Consider the following 20,656-nt stretch of genomic DNA (forward strand, 5'->3'; position numbering starts at 1 on the left):
CGTCAGGGCCTGGTCACGAAAACCGTGACGACCGGCTTCTTGCCCCAGACCTCATTGGCGGCGGCTCGCACCGCCCGACGGACAGCTTCACGCACCATGGTAATATCTCTACGTTTCTCGCGCGGGATGCTCTGCACTGCGCTCACGGCTGCATCGTACAGCAAATCCTCAAGCAGCTCGCCTTCCGCATCGCTCTCAGGAAGACCCATCGGAACCACCTCCGGATCTTCCATGATGTTGTACTTTTCGTCGAGCAGCATAGAGACGGCAACATGGCCGACGTAAGACAGCTTGCGGCGCTCGACAATGCCAACCTCCTCCTCATCGCCAATCAGCTTGCCATCTTTGAACAATCGCCCAAATGGCGCTTGGTCAATAATTTCGGCTCTGCCCGGCGCGAGCCGCAAGACGTCGCCATTGCGAACCTGCGGTACTTCGGGAATTCCCGCCATCGCGGCCAGCGAGCCCTGCCCGACCAGATGAGCCGCCTCACCATGGACCGGCACGAGGATACGCGGACGCACCCACTCATACATGCGTTTCAGTTCGTTTCGGCGTGGATGACCGGAGACATGTACCAATTGATCGCCATCGGAAATGATATGGATGCCCTGCTCGATCAATAAGTTCTTGGTGTCGATAATCGGCTTTTCGTTGCCGGGAATTGGGCGGGACGAGTAGATCACGGTGTCACCCGCCGACAATGCGACGTTGCGCATTTCATCGCGGGCTAGCTTGGCCAGCGCCGCTCGCGGTTCGCCCTGGCTGCCAGTCAGGATAATGACCATGTTTTCGCGAGGAATGTACCCGTAGTCGTCTTCAGAGAGAAATTCCGGGACGCCATCGAGATAACCAAGCTCGCTTGCTACATCGATCATCCGCTTCATGGACCGGCCGAGCACCAGCGTTTGCCTGCCTGCATCGCGTGCCGCAAGCGCTATTGAGCGAATACGCCCGACATTGGACGAGAATGTCGTTATCGCCACGCGACCGCGGGCATTTTCTATGATCTCACGCAAGCTCTCGCCAACCTCGCGTTCGGACGGCGATTCCCCTTCGCGCAGGGCGTTGGTTGAATCGCACATCATCGCGAGCACGCCCTCGTCGCCAAGCGCGCGAAACCGCGCTCCATTGATAAGTGGCCCAAGTGACGGCTCGGGGTCCATTTTCCAGTCGCCGGTGTGGATGACCGTTCCGAGTGGCGTCTTGATCGCGAGCGAGACCGGTTCGGGAATGGAATGCGTGACCGCAATGGCTTCGAACTCGAATGGCCCTACGTTGAATGTTTCGCCGGCACGATAGATCGTTACCGGTATGTTCGGGGCACCGGGTTCCGACTGGCGCTTGGCAGCGATCAAGCCTGCGGCGAAGGGGGTAGCATAGACGGGAACATTCAGCATCGGCCACAGGTCAAGCAGAGCACCGTAATGATCCTCATGCGCGTGGGTGATTACGATACCTTTCAGGTTGCGGCGTTCCGCTTGCAAGAAGCGAATATCAGGCAGAACAAGATCCGCACCAGGGAGATCAGGGCCAGCGAAGCTCACACCAATGTCCACCACAACCCATTCACGCTTATGCGCCGGACCATAGCCATACATGGCCAAGTTCATACCGATCTCGCCGACTCCACCTAATGGCAGGAAAACAAGTTCCACTTGATCGGAATTGGCCATTTATACTCCTAAACTAGAACTATTCAGCGCTCGCCGACGCCACTGCACCAAAATGAACGTCACCGGCAGCGATCCTTATGCGTTCACCTTCATTGTCGCGAATAACGAAGCGACAGTCTTCATCAATCGTCTCGAATATACCACGCAGCACCGTTCCGTCGACTCGCACCGCGACCTCACTACCGATCCCGGCAGCACGCGCGAGCCATCGCTTGCGTATTTCCGCCAAACCCCGGCCGCCGCCCCATATTCTGCTGTTTTCTTCCCAAGCGTCCGACAGCGCAAGAAAAAGGGTCTCAGCGTCACACTCTGCCCCGAGTTTCATCAGTGACGTGGCTGGATAAGGGACGTCGTCCGGATAGACGGCCACATTGACGCCAATGCCGACAACAATCGCCAAGCGATTGTCCGGGAGTTGCGTGGATTCAAGGAGAATACCAGCGAGCTTGGCTCCGTCTGCAAGAAGATCATTCGGCCATTTCAGTTCAACTCGCAGAGCAGATTTGCCCCCTTCGTATTTTTCCGCTCCGTCAAAACCGACTTTGAATCCTGTCGCCGGGCAGACGGCATCCAAGGCATCGGCCAGTGAAAGGCCGGCGACAAAGCCCAGCGTAGCTGCTGTTTTAAGTTCGAAGTGCCCGACCAGCAAAAGCGAGGCCGCGAGATTGCCATGCGACGTTGCCCAAGCACGGCCCCGCCGTCCACGACCACTCTCTTGCTGCTTGGAAACCACCCATAGCTTCCCCGCATCTCCCGCCTGCGCCCGCTCCAGAGCGACTGCGTTCGTCGAGCCAACCGTCTCGAATGCTTCCAGTCGAAAGCCGTTTTGCTGTGCTAGAGGAGAGAGTGAAAAGCCCATCTACGTTTAGAAAAAGGTCTTGGCGGCAGCTTCCGCAAACGTGCCGACAGGTCCGCCGATCAGGACATAGAACAGCACCAGCAACCCAGAGACGCCGAGCACGAGCCGCAGTTCACCAGCTACTGGAACGAACGCGCCCACCGGCTCATCGAACCACATGATCTTGATAATGCGCAGATAGTAAAACGCGCCGACAACCGAAGCCACGATACCGATGATAGCGAGGGCATAAAGATTGGCCTGCATGGCTGCAAGGAACGTATACCACTTGCCCCAGAAACCAGCGAGCGGTGGGATGCCGGCAAGAGAGAACATCAGAATTGTCAGGATAGTCGCCATGATGGGATTGGTCCGGGACAGTCCGGCAAGATCACCAATCTGCTCGACATTACCGTCCTTCCGGCGCATGGCGAGGATGAACGCAAATGTTCCCAGTGTCGTGACCAGATAGATCAACATATAGATCGCAACCCCGCGGACACCGACAAGCGTGCCAGCGGAAAGCCCGACCAAGGCATAGCCCATGTGGCTGATCGACGAATAGGCCATCAGACGTTTGATGTTGCTTTGACCGATAGCGGCAAAAGCGCCGAGAACCATAGATGCGATCGCAATGAAAACGATAATCTGCTGCCAGTCTTGGGTGATGGGCTGGAAGGTTTCCACGGCGACGCGCGTAAGCAGTGCCATAGCCGCCATCTTCGGTGCTGTCGCGAAGAATGCCGTCACCGGAGTTGGCGCACCTTCATATACATCAGGCGTCCACATGTGAAATGGCACTGCCGAAATCTTGAAAGCAAGGCCTGCAAAGATGAACACGAGGCCAAATACCACGCCTAGCTGCCGATCAGAGCTGCCGAGCGCCTGCGCAATCGCCTCGAACCCTGTATGTCCGGTAAATCCATAAACCAATGAGATGCCGTAAAGCAGCATTCCGGACGACAATGCGCCGAGCACGAAGTATTTAAGACCGGCTTCCGTTGATCTGACGCTGTCGCGATTGATGGCAGCCACCACGTAGAGCGCCAGCGATTGCAGTTCCAGACCTAGATACAGCGACAGCGTATCATTGGCCGATATCATCAACAGCATGCCGAGGGTCGCCAAGAGAGCCAGGATCGGGAACTCGAACTTGTCGAATTTCTCAGATTTCGCGAAGCCAACGGACATGACAAGCGTCACCACAGACCCGACCAAGGTCAAAACCTTCATAAAGCGGGAAAACGGATCCGTGACAAAAGCCCGCCCGAACACGTGCCCGTCCTGTGGAAAAAGCACGACCAATGCCAGAGCAACCAGCAAAATAGCAACCGTCAGGCCGTTGACCAGCGAATATGCCCTCTCACCGGAAAACGCTCCAATCATCAGAAGAGCCAATGCACCCGCTGTGATCAGCAGTTCAGGAGCCATAAGCGTCAAGTTGGCAATCATCTCGGTTGGCCTCTTCCTGCTATTTCAGCGCGAGCGTGGCGGCTGAGGACAGCGCATTGTTGTATTGGTTGATAAGGGCGTGAACCGAGCTCGCTGTCGCGTCCAGGATCGGCATGGGATAAACGCCATAGAAAATGGTGAGGATCACCAAGGGATAGATTACCGCCTTCTCACGCGGCGTCATGTCAAGAAGCGCTTTCAAGTTTTCCTTGTCCAGCGAGCCGAATATGACGCGGCGATAGAGCCAGAGCGCGTAAGCTGCGGAGAAGATGACGCCCGACGTCGCAAACAGAGCAACCCAGGTATTGACACGGAAAACGCCGAACAAGGTCAGGAACTCGCCGATAAACCCTGATGTGCCGGGCAGACCAACGTTGGCCATCGTGAAAATCATGAATACTACAGCATATTTCGGCATGTTGTTGACCAGCCCGCCATATGCCGAGATTTCGCGCGTATGGGTGCGGTCGTAGACAATGCCGACGCAGAGGAACAAGGCGCTGGACACCAGCCCGTGTGAGAGCATCTGGAAAATGGCGCCTTGGATGCCCTGCTCGTTCGCTGCAAATATACCCATGGTCACATAACCCATGTGAGCTACGGAGGAATAGGCGATCAGTTTCTTGATATCTTCCTGCATCAGCGCGACGAGCGACGTGTAAACGATCGCGACGACTGAAAGTGTGTAAATCAGCGGCGCGAAATCTGCTGACGCAATGGGAAACATCGGCAGCGAAAAGCGAATGAAGCCATAGCCGCCCAGTTTCAAGAGTATCCCGGCGAGGATGGCGGAAGCGGCTGTGGGCGCCTCCACGTGGGCGTCCGGCAGCCAGGTATGCACCGGCCACATCGGCATTTTGACAGCAAACGAGGCGAAGAAAGCCAACCAAAGCCACGTCTGCATCGAGACGGGGAACTTATGCGCCAGCAGAGTTGGAATGTCGGTCGTGCCGGCCTGCCAGTACATTGCCATGATGGCCAGCAGCATCAGCACCGAGCCAAGCAAGGTATAGAGGAAGAATTTGAAGCTGGCGTAAACGCGCCTCTTGCCGCCCCAAACGCCGATGATGATGAACATCGGAACGAGAACTGCCTCGAAGAACACGTAAAAGAGCACGATATCCAGAGCGCAGAAAACACCGATCATCAGCGTTTCGAGCACCAGAAACGCAATCATATATTCCTTGACGCGAGTCTGTATGGCTTCCCAACTTGCAAGAATGCACAAAGGCATCAGGAACGTGGTCAGTATGACGAATAGCATCGAGATGCCGTCGACGCCCATATGGTAGGAAATGCCGGAGTCGAGCCAGTCTGCTTTCTCGACGAATTGAAAACCTGCCTGGGCATTATCGAAGTAAAGCCAGATCGGCAGTGAGAGCAGGAATGTGATGATCGTGGTCCACAGCGTCACGTTGCGAATGTTGCGGCGTGCCGCATCGCTATCGTCCCGGATCAACAGAACAAGAAGGGCACCGACCAAGGGCAGGAAAGTGACAGTGGAAAGAATTGGCCAGTCGGTCATCAGAAATTGCTCCCGAGCATCATCCACGTGACGAGTGCGGCGACCCCGATGAGCATCGCGAACGCATAGTGATAGAGGTAACCGGACTGCAGGCGCACCACCCTGTTGGTGACGTCGACAACCCGGGCAGATATTCCGTCAGGGCCATGCCCGTCGATCAGCCAGCCATCGCCCCGCTTCCACAGGAACCGGCCGAGAGCCTTGGCCGGGCGCACGAACAGAAAGTCATATAGTTCGTCGAAATACCATTTGTTGAGCAGGAACTGATAGAGACCCGGATGCTGGGCTGCAAGCCGCTTTGGAGTTTCCGGCGAGCGTATGTAGAAATACCAGGCGACCACGAACCCAGCAGCCATTGCAAGGAATGGCGAAAGGGCAACGAGGAACGGAACGTGATGATGCTCTTCGAGGATCTCGTTTTCCGGCCCGGTGAAGATCGCGCCTTTCCAAAACTCGAGATATTCATGGCCGAAGAAATATTCGCGGAACATGACGCCGGCGAACAGGGCGCCCGCAGCGAGAATGAACAGCGGGACCAGCATCACATAGGGTGATTCGTGCACATGATGCATCACGTCGTGGCTGGCGCGCGGCTTTCCGTGGAAAGTCATGAAGATCAGACGCCATGAGTAAAAGCTGGTGAAAATCGCCGCTACGACGAGAAGGATGAAGGCATAGCTGGCCATGGGGCTGTGCGACGCAAAAGCCGATTCGATGATCATGTCCTTGGAGAAGAACCCGGCCGTACCGATGACTGTGCCGGGTATCCCGAGACCCGTCAGCGCAACAGTACCGACAATCATCATCCAGTACGTTTTTGGAATCAACGTGCGCAGGCCGCCCATGTGGCGCATGTCCTGCTCATCAGAGACAGCGTGAATGACGGAACCTGCACCAAGGAACAGCAGCGCCTTGAAGAAAGCGTGAGTGAACAGGTGGAAGATGCCAGCGCCATAAGCACCGAGCCCCAGGGCCACGAACATGTAACCAAGTTGCGAGCAGGTGGAATAAGCGATCACGCGCTTGATATCGTTCTGGACCAGACCAATCGTGGCCGCAAAGAATGCCGTGGTCGCGCCGATAAACGTCACGAAGATCAGGGCAGTGTGTGAAAGTTCGAAGATTGGCGACAGCCGCGCGACCATAAATACGCCGGCGGTGACCATGGTCGCCGCGTGGATCAACGCCGAGACGGGTGTGGGGCCTTCCATCGCGTCGGGAAGCCAGGTGTGCAAAAGGAACTGCGCGGACTTACCCATCGCACCCATGAAGAGCAACAGGCACGTGATGGTGATCGCGCCCTGCTTGTCGAGTGCATAACCAAGGAAGTTCAGTACGACCGAGCTCTCGGCGCCCTCTGCCGGAAGATACTCTCTTGCCGCCGCGAACAATGTGTCGAACTGCACCGTATCGAACAGAACGAAGAGTGCGAATATACCCAGCAGGAAACCAAAATCGCCGACGCGATTGACGATGAAAGCCTTCATCGCCGCTGCATTGGCCGATGGTTTCTTGAACCAAAATCCGATGAGTAGATAGGAGGCCAGACCGACCCCTTCCCAGCCGAAGAACATTTGGACGAGATTATCTCCGGTCACCAGCATCAGCATGGCGAAGGTGAAAAGCGAAAGATACGCGAAGAAACGGGGGCGGTTCGGGTCATGATGCATGTACCCGATTGAATAGGTGTGAACCAGCGCAGACACGGTATTGACGACGACCAGCATCACAGCCGTCAGGGTATCAATGCGCAGAGACCAGTCAAAGCTCAGCGAACCGGACTCCACCCAACGCATGACCGGAACTTTAAAAGCTTCGGCATGGCCGAGTGCCACAGTTCCAAACGCAATCCATGAAAGGACGGCGCAGATGATCAGCAGGCCGGTCGTTATATATTCGCTGGCCTTTGCGCCGATCGACGAGCCAAATAGACCCGCGATCAAGAACCCCAGCAGTGGAAGGAAGACAATCGCCAGATACAGCATGCCCCCGTCAACCTTTCATCATGTTGACGTCTTCCACGGCAATCGACCCACGATTGCGGTAGAAAACGACGAGAATAGCAAGACCAATCGCCGCTTCTGCGGCGGCGACGGTCAGAACAAACAGTGCAAAGATCTGGCCAACGAGATCGCCCAGCGCGGCAGAAAACGCCACGAAGTTCAGGTTGACTGCAAGCAGGATCAATTCAACGGACATCAGAATGACGATGACATTCTTCCTATTGAGGAAAATTCCGAAAATCCCGAGCGTAAACAGCAGGGCAGAAACCGTCAGAAAATGTGCGATACCGATTTCCATCATGATACCTCTGTTAGGCCCTTGCCTGTTTCAACCTGTTTGACCTCGATCGCAGTTGCAGGCGTGCGTGCGACCTGATCCGAAATGGATTGACGCTTGATGTTCGGCTTATGGCGAAGCGTCAGCACAATGGCACCGATCATCGCAACCAACAGGACCAGGCCGGCAATCTGGAAGAAATAAATGTAGTCAGTATAAAGGATATCGCCGAGCGCCGCCGTATTGGTGCGCGTTGCAATGTCGGGCGTTGGCTGGAAGGCCACTGTTCCGAGTTTCGGCGCAAAAACGGAACCACCCAGGACGATGATCAGTTCAGCTGCAAGGATAAGACCGACCAGTGCGCCTATCGGTGCATATTGAAGTGCGCCACTCTTAAGTTCAGCGAAATCAACATCCAGCATCATTACAACAAAGAGGAACAGGACCGCTACCGCTCCGACGTAGACAACCAAAAGGATCATCGCGAGGAACTCGGCGCCGGTCAAAAGAAACAAGCCTGCCGCATTGAAAAAAGCCAGAATCAAGAACAACACGGAGTGCACGGGATTACGTGCCGCAATCACCATGAATGCGCTGGCGACGGTTATAAAGGCGAAGAGATAGAAAAACGCCGCCGCGATACCTGTCAACATGGGTTCCCCCGATTTCCATTCCGGCAGGTCTTCCTGCCATTTCAAAACGATCCACGCGTTCCCGCGTTTTCGCAGCCTCTTAACGCATGTTACCCGCTGGTAGAAGCACCCCGAGCAAGACACAAGCGCGCAGTTGTTGTCTTAGCGGTATGGCGCGTCCAAAGCGATATTACGCGCCAGTTCACGTTCCCAGCGGTCGCCGTTTGCGAGCAGCCGCTCCTTATCATAGTAGAGTTCCTCACGAGTCTCCGTTGCAAACTCGAAATTAGGACCTTCCACAATTGCATCGACCGGGCACGCTTCCTGGCAAAACCCGCAATAAATGCATTTCACCATGTCGATATCGTAACGCACAGTGCGGCGCGTACCGTCATTGCGGCGTGGTCCGGCTTCAATAGTGATGGCCTGCGCCGGGCAGATCGCCTCGCAAAGTTTGCATGCAATGCAGCGTTCTTCCCCATTGGGATAACGCCTCAAGGCATGCTCACCGCGAAACCTCGGGCTCAGCGGTCCCTTTTCATAGGGATAGTTCAATGTTGCCTTCGGCGCAAAGAACTGCCGCATGGACAAGAAGAAGGCGCCGACAAACTCCATAAGCAGGAGCGACTTGGCAGCTTGTGCGAGAGAACTCATGGCGTAAGCCCCGTAATCTTAAGGAAGGCGGCTGTTGCGATGACCATGAAGAGCGAGATTGGAAGAAACACCTTCCATCCAAGGCGCATCAACTGGTCGTAGCGGTAGCGAGGAACGAACGCCTTCACCATGGCAAACATGAAGAAACAGAAGAACAGCTTGAGCAGGAACCAGATGACGCCCGGCACCCAGTTAAGGAACCACACATCAACTGGTGGCAGCCACCCGCCGAGGAAGAGAATGGTTGTCAACGCGCACATCAGCGTAATAGCCACATACTCTCCGAGGAAGAAGAGAAGGAAAGCGGTCGACGAATATTCGATCATGTGCCCGGCAACCAGTTCCGATTCCGCCTCTACGAGATCGAACGGCGGCCGGTTGGTTTCAGCAAGCGCCGAAATGAAGAAGATGATGAACATCGGGAACAGACCGAGCCAGTGCCAGTCAAGAAACGAGTTTGGCAGGCCCACGATCGTTCCCAAGCCATCCCTCTGAGAGTTTACGATGTCCGTCAGGTTCAACGAACCTACGCACAGCAACACGGTCACGATCACGAAACCGATAGAGACTTCGTACGACACCATCTGCGCCGCGGAGCGAAGCGCGCCAAGGAACGGATATTTCGAATTGGATGCCCAACCGGCCATGATCACGCCGTAGACCTCCAGCGAGGAAATGGCGAGAACATAGAGGATACCAACATTGACATTGGCGACCGCCCAACCTTCGTTGACCGGAATGACCGCCCATGCTGCCATGGCAAGAACAGAGGAAACCAGCGGTGCAAGCAGGAAAATGCCCTTGTTGGCGCCCGACGGGATGATCGGCTCCTTGACGACGAATTTCAATAGGTCGGCGAACGACTGCAGCAAACCGAACGGACCAACGACGTTAGGCCCGCGACGCAACTGAACCGCGGCCCAGATCTTGCGATCCGCATAAAGCAGATAGGCGATGATCAACAGCATCACCACCAGCATCAACACTGACTTCCCCAGAATGATCAGGAGCGGCAGGACGTAGATTGCAAAAAGTTGTTCCATATCGATGTCTTTCCGGCCTATTCGGCCGCCTGCTTGAAGCCGTCCTTTGCCAACGCGGAACATTCGGCCATGACGGCTGATGCGCGGGCAATCGGATTGGTCAAGTAGAAATCCTTCACAGGCGATTCGAAGGCTGCCCGTTCGAAGATCCCCGATCCATTGCCCAGCCTCGCGATATCGGCAGGATCGCCAGCCTCGATCTGGTCGACAGCCGCGAGATGCGGATATTCCCCGTACAGGACAGAACGCAGGGCCGCGAGCGAGTCGAAAGGCAGTTTCTTGCCCAGAACATCGGACAAGGCGCGGAGGATTGCCCAATCTTCCTTGGCATTACCCGGAGCAAATCCAGCTCGACTCGTCATCTGCACACGGCCTTCCGTGTTGACGTATGTGCCAGACTTTTCGGTATATGCCGCACCTGGAAGAATCACGTCAGCGTTGTGTGCGCCCTGGTCGCCATGCGTGCCGATGTAAACCGCGAACGCCTTGCTTTTTTTCTCCCAGTTCAATTCGTCAGCACCGAGCAGGAACAGCACGTCCAGCGCACTCCTCATCTCGGCAACGGTTTTCCCGCCCTCGCCTGGCACAAAGCCGATGTCGAGCGCGCCGACGCGGCTCGCCGCCGTATGGACAACACCGAAGCCGTTCCATTCAGCACTCAGTGCCCCGCTGTCGGCTGCAATCTTGGCGGCAAGACCGAGCACCGCGTCACCATCAGCGCGGGCAAGTGCGCCCTGGCCAATGATAACCATCGGGTTCTGGGCCTTCTTCAGCACCGACAGGAATTTCAGAGAGCCGCTGGCCAGGTCCGCGAGGGTCTCGGGACCGCTTCCAAGATATTCATATTTATAACGCAGATCAGCTTGTTCTCCGATCACAGCGATTGGCGTGCCTGCTGCCCGCCACCGTTTGCGGATACGGGCATTGAGCAGCGACGCCTCAAACCGCGGATTGGAGCCGATGATGAGTATCGCATCAGCAAGTTCGATACCGTCGATTGCCGGGTTGAAGATATAGGTAGCGCGCCCGTTGGCGGTGCTGAGTACCGAACCATCCTGCCGCGCATCGATACTGGCAGATCCGAGCGACTGCATCAGCAGCTTGAGCGCGTACATTTCTTCGACAGTTGCAAGATCACCGGCAATTGCGCCGATCTTGCTACCCTTTGTCTTCGACACGGCTGCCTTGATTGCATCGAATGCCTCCGGCCAGCTTGCCGCAACCAGGCGGCCGTCCCTGCGGATATAGGGCCTGTCGAGGCGCTGCGTGCGCAGGCCGTCCCAGATGAAGCGGGTCTTGTCGGAAATCCACTCCTCATTCACCTGCTCATTCACCCGAGGAAGAATTCGCATCACTTCACGGCCCCGCGTATCGACACGAATAGCCGATCCAACCGCGTCCATGACGTCGATGGACTCGGTCTTGCTCAATTCCCAGGGACGCGCTTGAAACGCGTAGGGCTTCGAAGTCAGTGCGCCGACCGGGCAAAGGTCGATCACATTTCCCTGTAGCTCCGATGTCATCGCATGTTCGAGATAGGTGGTGATCTCCGCATCTTCACCGCGACCGATAAGGCCCAGCTCGGAAATACCGGCAACTTCCGTGGTAAACCTAACGCAACGCGTGCAGTGAATGCAACGCGTCATGATAGTCTTGACGAGTGGCCCGATATATTTGTCTTCGACGGCGCGTTTGTTTTCCCTATAGCGGGATGAATCGACACCGAAAGCCATCGCCTGGTCCTGAAGATCGCACTCTCCGCCCTGATCACAGATCGGACAATCCAGCGGGTGGTTGATCAAAAGGAATTCCATCACACCTTCGCGGGCCTTCTTGACCATGGGTGTGTTGGTGAAAATCTCCGGTGTTTCGCCATTCGGGCCCGGTCGCAGATCGCGCACGCCCATGGCGCAAGACGCGGCCGGCTTCGGCGGTCCGCCTTTGACTTCGATCAGGCACATGCGGCAATTGCCGGCGATCGACAAACGCTCATGGAAACAGAAACGCGGCACTTCCGCACCTGCCGTTTCTGCTGCCTGCAGAAGCGTATAGTGATCGGGTACCTCGATTTCCCTACCGTCGACTTTGATCTTCGCCATCGTCTGTCCAACCTCGCGGAACATTCCGCATTTTCTAACCGATATTCCTGCTTGGCAGCCGAAATATCCATTTCATTCCAGCATTCGCTGGACCAACTATTGTTGACCTGCAGCGCACAGCTTACGCGCCTGCCCGACCCAATCGTCTCGCGAAACCCGCCCGTTGAGCTTTAACTGATCGTCGATCCTGGCCAAATCGTCAGACGACCACGCGGCAATGTGGGCATATGTCAGGATACCCAGGCCGTTCAAGACTTTTTCCAGCTTCGGACCGATGCCGGAAATCTGCTTGAGATCGTCTGCAGCAACCGCCACTTCACGCCTGGGATGCGGTGTTGTTGCGTCGACATCCGTTGGAGGGTTCGATCGAGCCGCGGCCGGGGTATCGGTTGACGCAATTTCCTCGGCACCCGTACCGACCTTCTCGCGGATAATGTTTTTCAGCGCATCGACATCGGGCGAATGCGGCAACGCGCCGGATATATCCTTTGTTTCACGCTTGAAACTGGAATTCATATCGAACGCACTAACCATCATACCTGCCCAAAGACCCAGCATGTGACTGGCAACACCAAAACCCAGCGCCGATACGGCGGCGGCAGCACCAACAGGATGCGACATGAGATTCGCAGCCGGAATCATCTGTTTCGGCATTAACGCCGCCCAATCCGCGCCAGTGGGTTTGTTCAGGTTGTCTGGCATTGACCTTCCTATTCCGCGGCTTCAAGCACAGGGCTTGCGGCTGCGTTGCGAGAAAACTCATCAATACGACGTTCGATTTCTGGACGAAAATTGCGAATCAAACCTTGAACCGGCCAAGCAGCAGCGTCACCCAGTGCGCATATCGTATGGCCCTCGATCTGCTTCGTGACGTCGAGCAACATCTCGATTTCGCGCTTCTGCGCATTGCCAGTCACCATGCGCTCCAAGACGCGCCACATCCAGCCCGTACCTTCACGGCATGGCGTACATTGACCGCAGCTCTCGTGCTTGAAGAAGTAGGAGATTCGCGCGATTGCCCGGACGATATCCGTCGACTTGTCCATGACGATCGCGGCTGCGGTGCCGAAGGACGACTTCACGGCTCGCAGCCCGTCAAAGTCCATGGGGCAGTCTATGATGTCGGCCGCAGGCACGACTGGACATGAAGCACCGCCCGGGATTACGGCAAGCAGATTGTCCCAACCGCCCCTCACACCACCAGCATGCTTCTCGACCAACTCGCGAAACGTTATGCCCATCGCTTCTTCGACCGTGCACGGACGGTTGACATGGCCCGAAATCATGAACAGCTTGGTGCCAACATTGTTCGGTCGGCCAATGCTGGAAAACCAACCTGCCCCGCGACGCAGGATTGTCGGCGCAACTGCGATCGACTCAACATTGTTGACGGTCGTCGGGCATCCATACAGGCCCATATTCGCCGGAAAAGGTGGCTTCAGCCGGGGCTGACCCTTCTTGCCTTCAAGGCTTTCAAGCAGCGCTGTTTCTTCACCGCAGATATATGCTCCGGCACCATGATGTACGAATATGTCGTAGTCCCAGCCGTTCTTGTTGTTCTTGCCGATGAGACCGGCGTCGTAGCACTCGTCGATTGCGATCTGAAGTGCTTCGCGCTCGCGGATATACTCGCCTCGGACATAAATGTAGCAGGTATGGGCACCCATGGCGAAACCAGCGATCAAACACCCCTCGATCAGCGTATGGGGATCGTGGCGCAGAATGTCGCGGTCTTTGCAGGTCCCTGGTTCGGATTCATCAGCGTTCACGACAAGGTAGTGCGGTCTGCCGTCGCTTTCCTTCGGCATGAACGACCATTTGAGACCAGTCGGGAACCCCGCGCCGCCGCGTCCCCGCAGACCCGAAGCTTTCATCTCGTCGATGATCCAGTCTCGTCCCTTGGCAATGATCCCCGCGGTGCCATCCCAGTGGCCGCGCGACATCACGCCCTTCAACGACTTGTCGTGAATGCCGTAGATATTGTTGAAGATGCGGTCCTTGTCAGCAAGCATTTCGCACCAATCCTACTCTTCGTCCATTCGTGCGGAACATGAAAATCCGCTAAACTGTATTATTCCGGCTTTTCGCCGAAAACCCTGATGTATTCCGCTTCGCCGCCCTTGGCTAAGGCTTTGGCTTGTTTGACCCAATCTTCACGTCCAACAACACCCTTGAGCTCAAGATGGGTATCGATCCAATCACGCTCGGCTTTTTTCCAAGCGGCGACCTGCGCGAAGGTGTAGATGCCAAGATCGTGGAGGTTGGTTTCGATCTTATGATCGACACCAGAGATGAGCTTGAGATCATCCGTTATCGCAGGCTTCTCAATCGCGGGCGGCCGGCCCTTGGCAGCGAGCGAACCTGATGCGGCTTTAACCGGCTGCACCTCTGGCTTATCGGAAAGCGATCCCTCCACGGTCGGCGGATTCTTGATTGTCCTGGCCCTCGCCGGCTCCCTGGCTGGCTTGGATGTCGTGGCTTCGGCCGCCTTTGTCGTTTTCGCCGGCGACGGAGACCTTATAGCGGCATTGGTCGCCTCATCGTGCGTGACAGGCTTTGCAGCGTTTGATGGTGGAATATCAACTGCTTCCGGCGCGGCTTTAGAGCTGGATCCGGGTTGTGCAGTGCCATTTGAGGTCAGTGACGTGAGCGGCCCCTGGGGCGCTGAAAAGGTACGTTCAATTTGCGGTCCTACCGGCACGGAAGCACCGTTGCCCGCTTCGAATGCGTCGATGATTTCTTCCAACCGTTCCGGCGTCAAATCTTCGTATGTGTCTTTGAACACCATGATCATTGGTGCGTTGACACAGGCACCGAGACACTCAACCTCTTCCCAGGAGAGTGTTCCAGTCTCGTTGGTGTGAAACTGCTCGTGGTGAATCTTGCGCTGGCAGACCTTCTTCAGGTCCTCCGACCCGCGCAGCATGCAGGGCGTGGTACCGCATACCTGGATGTGAGCCCTGGTGCCGACTGGCTTGAGCTGGAACTGTGTATAGAATGTCGCGACTTCAAGAACGCGGATCAGGGGCATGTCGAGCATGGTAGCGACGTGCTCTATAGCCGCCTTGGTGACCCAGCCATCTTGTTCCTGCGCACGCATCAATAGCGGAATGACGGCCGACTGCTCGCGACCTTTGGGATATTTCTTGATGGCATGCTTCGCCCATGCGCTATTTTCGCGATTAAACGCGAAGGCTTGTGGCTGGACGGCATCTTCTGCGAGACGGCGGACGGACATTAACGATCAACCTCACCAAATACGATATCGAGCGAGCCGAGGACTGCGGAGACGTCGGCAAGCATGTGGCCGCGGCACATGAAGTCCATGGCTTGAAGGTGGGCGAAACCGGGCGCGCGCAGTTTCACCCGGTAAGGCTTGTTCGAACCATCCGCGACGAGGAACACGCCAAACTCGCCCTTGGGCGCTTCTACCGCCGCATAGACCTCGCCAGCCGGCACATGGTAACCTTCTGTATAAAGCTTGAAATGGTGGATTAGCGCTTCCATGGAACGCTTCATCTCGCCACGCTTCGGCGGAACGATCTTCGCCGACGTGCTTGATACTGGCCCTACCCGCTCCTTGCCAAGCAACTGATCCACACACTGCCGCATTATGCGAACTGATTGGCGCATTTCCTCCATGCGGATCAGATAACGATCATAGCAATCGCCGTTCTTGCCTATCGGGATGTCGAAATCCATTTCCGAATAGCATTCATAAGGTTGGGATTTGCGCAAATCCCATGCGGCACCAGAACCGCGGACCATGACGCCCGAGAATCCCCATGCCCAAGCGTCATCCAGCTTTACCACGCCGATATCGACATTACGCTGTTTGAAAATGCGATTGGGGGTGATCAGATCGTCAAGGTTTTTGACAGTTTGCAGGAATGGATCGCACCATTTGCCGATGTCTTCCACCAACTGATCCGGCAAATCCTGGTGAACGCCACCCGGACGGAAATACGCAGCATGCATGCGAGCACCGGAAGCGCGTTCATAAAACACCATCAGCTTTTCGCGCTCTTCAAAACCCCAAAGAGGCGGCGTCAATGCACCGACATCCATCGCCTGCGTGGTCACATTCAACAGATGCGACAGAATGCGGCCAATTTCAGAAAACAGGACACGAATAAGCTGCCCACGCTTCGGCACCTCGATTTCGAGCAGCCGCTCGATTGCAAGGGCGTAAGCGTGCTCCTGATTCATTGGCGCCACGTAGTCGAGGCGATCAAGATATGGCACAGCCTGCAAATAGGTCTTGGCTTCCATCAGCTTCTCGGTGCCTCGGTGCAAGAGGCCGATGTGCGGATCAACACGTTCGACCACCTCGCCATCCAGTTCCAGCACAAGACGCAGGACCCCGTGCGCTGCCGGATGCTGCGGGCCGAAGTTGATGTTGAAGTTGCGGACGCTATGTTCAGTCATTATTCGTTTCCTGGCTTGATGCCGCTCGTGACATCAAGGCTCAATTCACCTTTGCCTTCTCATCTCCAGGCAGCACATAATCGGTGCCTTCCCAGGGAGACTGGAAGTCGAAATTGCGGAACTCCTGTCGAAGCTCGACGGGCTCATAGACAACCCGCTTGACCTCATCATCGTAACGGACCTCGACGAAGCCGGTGAGCGGAAAGTCCTTGCGGAGCGGATGACCTTCGAAACCGTAATCCGTAAGAATCCGGCGAAGGTCCGGATGGCCTGAGAACAGTACTCCGTAAAGATCGTATGTCTCTCTTTCATACCAATCCGCCCCGGGATATACTGGGGTCGCCGATGGAACCGGCGTGTCCTCATCGGTGGCAACTTTGATGCGTATCCGTAAGTTCTGGCGCGGCGACAGAAGATGATAGACGACATCAAAACGATAGGGCCGCGACGGGTAGTCGACGCCACAAATATCGATCAGCGCAATGAACTGGCAGCGCAGGTCGTCGCGCAGGAACGTGAGCGTCTCAAGTAGCGCGAAGGCTTCAACCCCGACCGTCAACTCACCACGGGCAATATCGACAGATTTCAAAGCCAGACTCGTATTGTCCTGCAGGTGGCGGGCTAGCTCGTTCAATGCTTCTTCAGACATTGCCGCTCCTATCGTTCTATCGTGCCGGTGCGGCGAATTTTTTTCTGGAGCATCAGCACGCCGTATAGAAGGGCCTCCGCGGTCGGCGGGCAGCCCGGCACGTAGATGTCAACAGGAACCACCCGGTCGCAACCACGCACAACCGAGTAGGAATAGTGATAGTAACCGCCGCCATTGGCACATGAGCCCATGGAGATCACATAACGCGGTTCCGGCATCTGGTCGTAAACCTTGCGCAGCGCCGGAGCCATTTTATTCGTCAACGTGCCAGCGACGATCATGACGTCCGACTGGCGGGGTGACGCGCGTGGTGCAAAGCCGAAACGTTCACCGTCATAGCGAGGCATGGACGTGTGCATCATTTCAACGGCACAGCATGCGAGGCCGAATGTCATCCACATCAGCGATCCGGTACGTGCCCAGGTGACGAGCGCATCTGCCGAAGTGACTAGGAAGCCCTTGTCGGCGAGTTCATTGTTGATCTCGCCAAAAAACTGGTCGTCTGCGCCGATGGGCTTGCCAGTACTGGGATCAAGAATACCCTTGGGTCGCGGGGCAACGAGGGTATCGGTGCTGTTGGTCAGTCCCATTCCAGCGCTCCCTTTTTCCACTCATAGATGAAGCCGATTGTCAGCACGCCGAGAAATGCCATCATCGACCAAAAGCCGAACCATCCAATTTGGCCGAAGGAAATCGCCCACGGAAACAGAAAGGCCACCTCAAGATCGAAGATTATGAACAAGATCGACACGAGATAGAACCGCACATCAAACTTCATGCGCGCATCGTCGAATGCGTTGAATCCGCACTCATATGCCGACAATTTCTCCGGGTCTGGCGCACTGTATGCAACCAGGAACGGCGCAACCAGCAGGGCTAAACCAATTACCAGCGCCACCCCGATAAAGATAACGATGGGCAGGTAGGAAGTTAACAACTCGTTCATGATCCGTCTTTTTCCGCCTTGTGATCTCAGGCTGACAAGAATGCCATGTTGTGCACATGACTGCCACAAATACGCGACAGATCGCACCATCCCGAAAGATGGCCCGATGGGCCGAGGGTTAGCGCGTTAGCGTCATGCGCGCAAGTGCAACAATGCCCATAGAATGGGGAGTGTTCAGCGTTCATTCAATTGCTGTTCTGCTTCTAGAGTGTCGAATTTGATCCTTTTTGGCCCATTTGGTGTCAAAACAGCCCTGATTTTCTTTTTAGAATGATATTAATGTGGGGTGGGCTTCCATGCAGCGCACAGTGCTATTCCCAACTGCGACATTCAGTCCTACAAACCATTTGAGCGACATTACGATGAGTCGTACGTAGCGGCGAAATCCGTGAAAATCACCTGCCCGCGAGCGACTCATATTCAAGCCCTGTCCCTCTCCCGGCACCACGCCGCCATGACGTGCTTTTCGGTCAATCCTGAGAGAATAGATGGCGACGAGAAGACCTGCCGCGGCAAGAAATGACCCGACAAATGGCAGGTGCTGGTAGGACACGCCCAAGGTCAGCGCCGCTCCGCCAATCCAAGCGCCTGCGGCGTTACCCACATTGAAAGCTCCCTGATTGAGCGTAGCCGCCAGATTGGGCGCGTCTTCGGCCGTTTCCACCACTCGCATCTGCAGGGGCGGAACAATCACAAAGGTCAGCACGCCCCACAAGAATACCGTCGCTACCGCAGCAGTCGCCATGCCGCTGACTTCCGCCAGAAGGATGTGGGTCAGTACAACAGCGGCAAGTGTCCCGATGACCGTGGGCATAAGCTTCCAGTCGGCGAGCTTGCCGCCTATCACGTTGCCGACCGTCATACCCGCCCCAAACAGCAGCAGCACCCAGGTAACCGAGGTGGTCGAGATGCCAGAAACATCCGTCAGGATAGGTTTGATATACGTAAACACCGCGAACAGACTCCCGGACGCCAGTGCAGAGATAAGCATGGCCAGCCAAACCTGCAATTTACCGAGGACCTTGACTTCACTTAGGATGCCAACTCCCTTCTGCTCGCCCGTTGCTGGCGGAACAAGGAAGACGATTGCCGCGACCGCCGCAATTCCGATTGCCACGACTGCAACGAACGTAGCGCGCCAGCCGTAGATTTCTCCGAGAGCCGTTCCGGCGGGAACACCGAGAATATTGGCAAGCGTCAAACCCGCAAACATCAATGCTATCGCGCTGGCGCGTTTGTGGCGCGGAACCAGACTTGCAGCGACCACTGATCCGATGCCGAAGAATGCGCCGTGACCGAGAGCGGTTATGACCCGCGCGATCATCAACATCCAGTAGTTAGGCGCTATGGCGCAAAAGAAATTGCCGACGACGAATAGCATCGCCAATCCGATCAAGACTGGTTTCCGACGCAGTGGCGATAGCGATGACTGGCGCACCGATGACAACGCCAAGCGCATATCCCGTTACCAGAAGCCCTGCACTCGGAATGGACACGCCCAGGTCTGTAGCCACTTCGGGTAGCAGCCCCATAATGACGAACTCGGTTGTACCGATGCAAAATGAAGCGATGGCAAGGGCGAGAATCGGTAAGGGCATGGGAGGACCAGAGCTAAAGGAAGAAGGATGCTGCAAAAAGTCGAAACTGTTCACAAACGTTATTTGTGCAATGCAGCAATGCATTTACGGTTGTTCTGGCCAGCACTCGTGCAAATTTGAACTCAGGTTTTAGCGAAATCCTCATTCTTCAGGAGGACACTATCCTTCAGCTCAATATTGGTGGATTTCCATGCTCAGTTATTTGGTGCCGTGTCTTGTATCGTTCTGTCTCACATACACTCTGCTCTATCTCATGAGCGTATACGGCAATTCTCCGTCCACTCAGACCAAGCCCCAAAAGGACAAATAAGACAGTTGCGGCCATCAAGGCGCACGGCGCCTGCCCCGCGGGGCGGGATCGATCTTGCTTGTTTTGGTTGGGAAAAGTGGCGCGAGTGACGGGGCTCGAACCCGCGACCTCCGGCGTGACAGGCCGGCACTCTAACCAACTGAGCTACACCCGCGCACTTTCGTACCGCACTATTTGTACGGCGTGAGCGGTCGTTTAAGGGGTTCGCAGAGGTGTGTCAAGCACAACTGGAGATGAAAATCGCGATTGTGAAAAACTACTCCGACAAATCATAAAACTGTCGCATCCCCTCTTGCCAATAACGCTGTAAACGCCTAAACGCTCCGGAACGCACCCTTTGCGAAGGGCGATTAGCTCAGTTGGTAGAGCGCTTCGTTTACACCGAAGATGTCGGGAGTTCGAGTCTCTCATCGCCCACCATTCCCTTTCCCATACATCTTCGATAGTCATGTACGCGCCGCATGCGCCGCCTCGGTGTGGATTTGTTTATTCCGTCCCAAGAATCAAAAAGCCGGGCGATTTCTCG

Annotated in this window: 17 protein-coding genes, 2 tRNA genes and 1 pseudogene; 1 reads left to right on the top strand and 19 read right to left on the bottom strand. The window is 55.8% G+C overall.

Going from position 1 to position 20,656, the window contains the following annotated elements; translation table 11 throughout:
• Positions 1 to 2: 2 nt before the first annotated feature.
• The 19 genes and pseudogenes from CU100_RS12700 to CU100_RS12790 all read right to left on the bottom strand — a co-directional run bounded on the left by CU100_RS12700 (position 3) and on the right by CU100_RS12790 (position 20,284).
• Positions 3 to 1,676: a ribonuclease J gene (locus CU100_RS12700; RefSeq protein ID WP_106716900.1), complete on the bottom strand. Its 1,674-nt coding sequence runs from the start codon at positions 1,674 to 1,676 to the stop codon at positions 3 to 5.
• Positions 1,677 to 1,695: 19 nt separating this feature from the next.
• Positions 1,696 to 2,535, bottom strand: coding sequence for a biotin--[acetyl-CoA-carboxylase] ligase (locus CU100_RS12705; RefSeq protein WP_106716901.1), 840 nt, complete (start codon positions 2,533 to 2,535; stop codon positions 1,696 to 1,698).
• 6 nt (positions 2,536 to 2,541) lie between these two features.
• A complete protein-coding gene (gene nuoN / locus CU100_RS12710) occupies positions 2,542 to 3,966 on the bottom strand; it encodes an NADH-quinone oxidoreductase subunit NuoN (protein WP_106716902.1) in 1,425 nt (474 codons plus the stop codon).
• Positions 3,967 to 3,985: 19 nt separating this feature from the next.
• The gene (locus CU100_RS12715; RefSeq protein WP_106716903.1) at positions 3,986 to 5,491 is read right to left on the bottom strand and encodes an NADH-quinone oxidoreductase subunit M; all 1,506 of its coding nucleotides are present in this window, start codon (positions 5,489 to 5,491) and stop codon (positions 3,986 to 3,988) included.
• Positions 5,491 to 7,476 carry an NADH-quinone oxidoreductase subunit L gene (gene nuoL / locus CU100_RS12720; protein WP_106716904.1) on the bottom strand — a complete coding sequence of 662 codons (1,986 nt, stop codon included), beginning with the start codon at positions 7,474 to 7,476 and terminating at the stop codon, positions 5,491 to 5,493. Before nuoL ends, CU100_RS12715 begins: the two co-directional genes overlap by 1 nt.
• A 7-nt stretch (positions 7,477 to 7,483) precedes the next feature.
• Positions 7,484 to 7,792, bottom strand: a complete 309-nt coding sequence (gene nuoK, locus CU100_RS12725) for an NADH-quinone oxidoreductase subunit NuoK (protein ID WP_106716905.1) — start codon at positions 7,790 to 7,792, stop codon at positions 7,484 to 7,486.
• On the bottom strand, positions 7,792 to 8,424 hold the full coding sequence (locus CU100_RS12730) for an NADH-quinone oxidoreductase subunit J (protein ID WP_106716906.1): 633 nt from the start codon (positions 8,422 to 8,424) through the stop codon (positions 7,792 to 7,794). Before CU100_RS12730 ends, nuoK begins: the two co-directional genes overlap by 1 nt.
• Before the next feature lie 141 nt (positions 8,425 to 8,565).
• Positions 8,566 to 9,057, bottom strand: a complete 492-nt coding sequence (gene nuoI, locus CU100_RS12735) for an NADH-quinone oxidoreductase subunit NuoI (protein WP_106716907.1) — start codon at positions 9,055 to 9,057, stop codon at positions 8,566 to 8,568.
• Positions 9,054 to 10,100, bottom strand: a complete 1,047-nt coding sequence (gene nuoH / locus CU100_RS12740) for an NADH-quinone oxidoreductase subunit NuoH (RefSeq protein WP_106716908.1) — start codon at positions 10,098 to 10,100, stop codon at positions 9,054 to 9,056. Before nuoH ends, nuoI begins: the two co-directional genes overlap by 4 nt.
• A gap of 17 nt (positions 10,101 to 10,117) precedes the next feature.
• On the bottom strand, positions 10,118 to 12,199 hold the full coding sequence (gene nuoG, locus CU100_RS12745; protein WP_106717260.1) for an NADH-quinone oxidoreductase subunit NuoG: 2,082 nt from the start codon (positions 12,197 to 12,199) through the stop codon (positions 10,118 to 10,120).
• Positions 12,200 to 12,295: 96 nt separating this feature from the next.
• Positions 12,296 to 12,901, bottom strand: coding sequence for a hypothetical protein (locus CU100_RS12750; protein WP_106716909.1), 606 nt, complete (start codon positions 12,899 to 12,901; stop codon positions 12,296 to 12,298).
• 8 nt (positions 12,902 to 12,909) lie between these two features.
• Positions 12,910 to 14,211, bottom strand: coding sequence for an NADH-quinone oxidoreductase subunit NuoF (gene nuoF, locus CU100_RS12755; RefSeq protein WP_106716910.1), 1,302 nt, complete (start codon positions 14,209 to 14,211; stop codon positions 12,910 to 12,912).
• A gap of 59 nt (positions 14,212 to 14,270) precedes the next feature.
• Positions 14,271 to 15,437: an NADH-quinone oxidoreductase subunit E gene (locus CU100_RS12760; protein WP_106716911.1), complete on the bottom strand. Its 1,167-nt coding sequence runs from the start codon at positions 15,435 to 15,437 to the stop codon at positions 14,271 to 14,273.
• Positions 15,437 to 16,627, bottom strand: coding sequence for an NADH-quinone oxidoreductase subunit D (locus tag CU100_RS12765; protein ID WP_106716912.1), 1,191 nt, complete (start codon positions 16,625 to 16,627; stop codon positions 15,437 to 15,439). The genes CU100_RS12760 and CU100_RS12765 overlap by 1 nt, the downstream gene beginning before the upstream one ends.
• Positions 16,628 to 16,667: 40 nt before the next feature.
• Positions 16,668 to 17,276, bottom strand: coding sequence for an NADH-quinone oxidoreductase subunit C (locus CU100_RS12770; RefSeq protein WP_106716913.1), 609 nt, complete (start codon positions 17,274 to 17,276; stop codon positions 16,668 to 16,670).
• Positions 17,277 to 17,284: 8 nt separating this feature from the next.
• Positions 17,285 to 17,866 (bottom strand): NuoB/complex I 20 kDa subunit family protein, encoded by a 582-nt coding sequence (locus tag CU100_RS12775; RefSeq protein WP_106716914.1) that lies wholly within the window; start codon positions 17,864 to 17,866, stop codon positions 17,285 to 17,287.
• Complete coding sequence (locus CU100_RS12780) at positions 17,857 to 18,222, bottom strand: NADH-quinone oxidoreductase subunit A (protein WP_106716915.1); 366 nt, start codon at positions 18,220 to 18,222, stop codon at positions 17,857 to 17,859. The genes CU100_RS12775 and CU100_RS12780 overlap by 10 nt, the downstream gene beginning before the upstream one ends.
• Before the next feature lie 460 nt (positions 18,223 to 18,682).
• Positions 18,683 to 19,820, bottom strand: a pseudogene (locus CU100_RS12785) (MFS transporter); the annotation flags it as partial.
• 387 nt (positions 19,821 to 20,207) lie between these two features.
• Positions 20,208 to 20,284, bottom strand: a tRNA-Asp gene (locus CU100_RS12790).
• A 190-nt stretch (positions 20,285 to 20,474) separates the two neighbouring features.
• On the opposite strand from CU100_RS12790, the gene CU100_RS12795 reads away from it, so the two are divergent.
• Positions 20,475 to 20,550, top strand: a tRNA-Val gene (locus tag CU100_RS12795).
• The last annotated feature ends 106 nt before the right edge of the window (positions 20,551 to 20,656 follow it).

Source organism: Phyllobacterium endophyticum (assembly GCF_003010935.1).
GTDB lineage: Bacteria > Pseudomonadota > Alphaproteobacteria > Rhizobiales > Rhizobiaceae > Phyllobacterium > Phyllobacterium endophyticum.

Excerpts from the sequence above, each read along its gene's own strand:
- nuoH (WP_106716908.1), bottom strand. The coding sequence starts at position 10,100 with ATGGAACAACTTTTTGCAATCTACGTCCTGCCGCTCCTGATCATTCTG.
- CU100_RS12750 (WP_106716909.1), bottom strand. The coding sequence starts at position 12,901 with ATGCCAGACAACCTGAACAAACCCACTGGCGCGGATTGGGCGGCGTTA.
- CU100_RS12780 (WP_106716915.1), bottom strand. The coding sequence starts at position 18,222 with ATGAACGAGTTGTTAACTTCCTACCTGCCCATCGTTATCTTTATCGGG.
- CU100_RS12760 (WP_106716911.1), bottom strand. The coding sequence starts at position 15,437 with ATGTCCGTCCGCCGTCTCGCAGAAGATGCCGTCCAGCCACAAGCCTTC.
- CU100_RS12730 (WP_106716906.1), bottom strand. The coding sequence starts at position 8,424 with ATGTTGACAGGTATCGCGGCGGCGTTTTTCTATCTCTTCGCCTTTATA.
- CU100_RS12765 (WP_106716912.1), bottom strand. The coding sequence starts at position 16,627 with ATGACTGAACATAGCGTCCGCAACTTCAACATCAACTTCGGCCCGCAG.
- CU100_RS12775 (WP_106716914.1), bottom strand. The coding sequence starts at position 17,866 with ATGGGACTGACCAACAGCACCGATACCCTCGTTGCCCCGCGACCCAAG.
- nuoN (WP_106716902.1), bottom strand. The coding sequence starts at position 3,966 with ATGATTGCCAACTTGACGCTTATGGCTCCTGAACTGCTGATCACAGCG.
- nuoG (WP_106717260.1), bottom strand. The coding sequence starts at position 12,199 with ATGGCGAAGATCAAAGTCGACGGTAGGGAAATCGAGGTACCCGATCAC.
- nuoF (WP_106716910.1), bottom strand. The coding sequence starts at position 14,211 with ATGCTTGCTGACAAGGACCGCATCTTCAACAATATCTACGGCATTCAC.
- nuoL (WP_106716904.1), bottom strand. The coding sequence starts at position 7,476 with ATGCTGTATCTGGCGATTGTCTTCCTTCCACTGCTGGGGTTCTTGATC.
- CU100_RS12770 (WP_106716913.1), bottom strand. The coding sequence starts at position 17,276 with ATGTCTGAAGAAGCATTGAACGAGCTAGCCCGCCACCTGCAGGACAAT.
- CU100_RS12700 (WP_106716900.1), bottom strand. The coding sequence starts at position 1,676 with ATGGCCAATTCCGATCAAGTGGAACTTGTTTTCCTGCCATTAGGTGGA.
- nuoI (WP_106716907.1), bottom strand. The coding sequence starts at position 9,057 with ATGAGTTCTCTCGCACAAGCTGCCAAGTCGCTCCTGCTTATGGAGTTT.
- CU100_RS12715 (WP_106716903.1), bottom strand. The coding sequence starts at position 5,491 with ATGACCGACTGGCCAATTCTTTCCACTGTCACTTTCCTGCCCTTGGTC.
- nuoK (WP_106716905.1), bottom strand. The coding sequence starts at position 7,792 with ATGGAAATCGGTATCGCACATTTTCTGACGGTTTCTGCCCTGCTGTTT.
- CU100_RS12705 (WP_106716901.1), bottom strand. The coding sequence starts at position 2,535 with ATGGGCTTTTCACTCTCTCCTCTAGCACAGCAAAACGGCTTTCGACTG.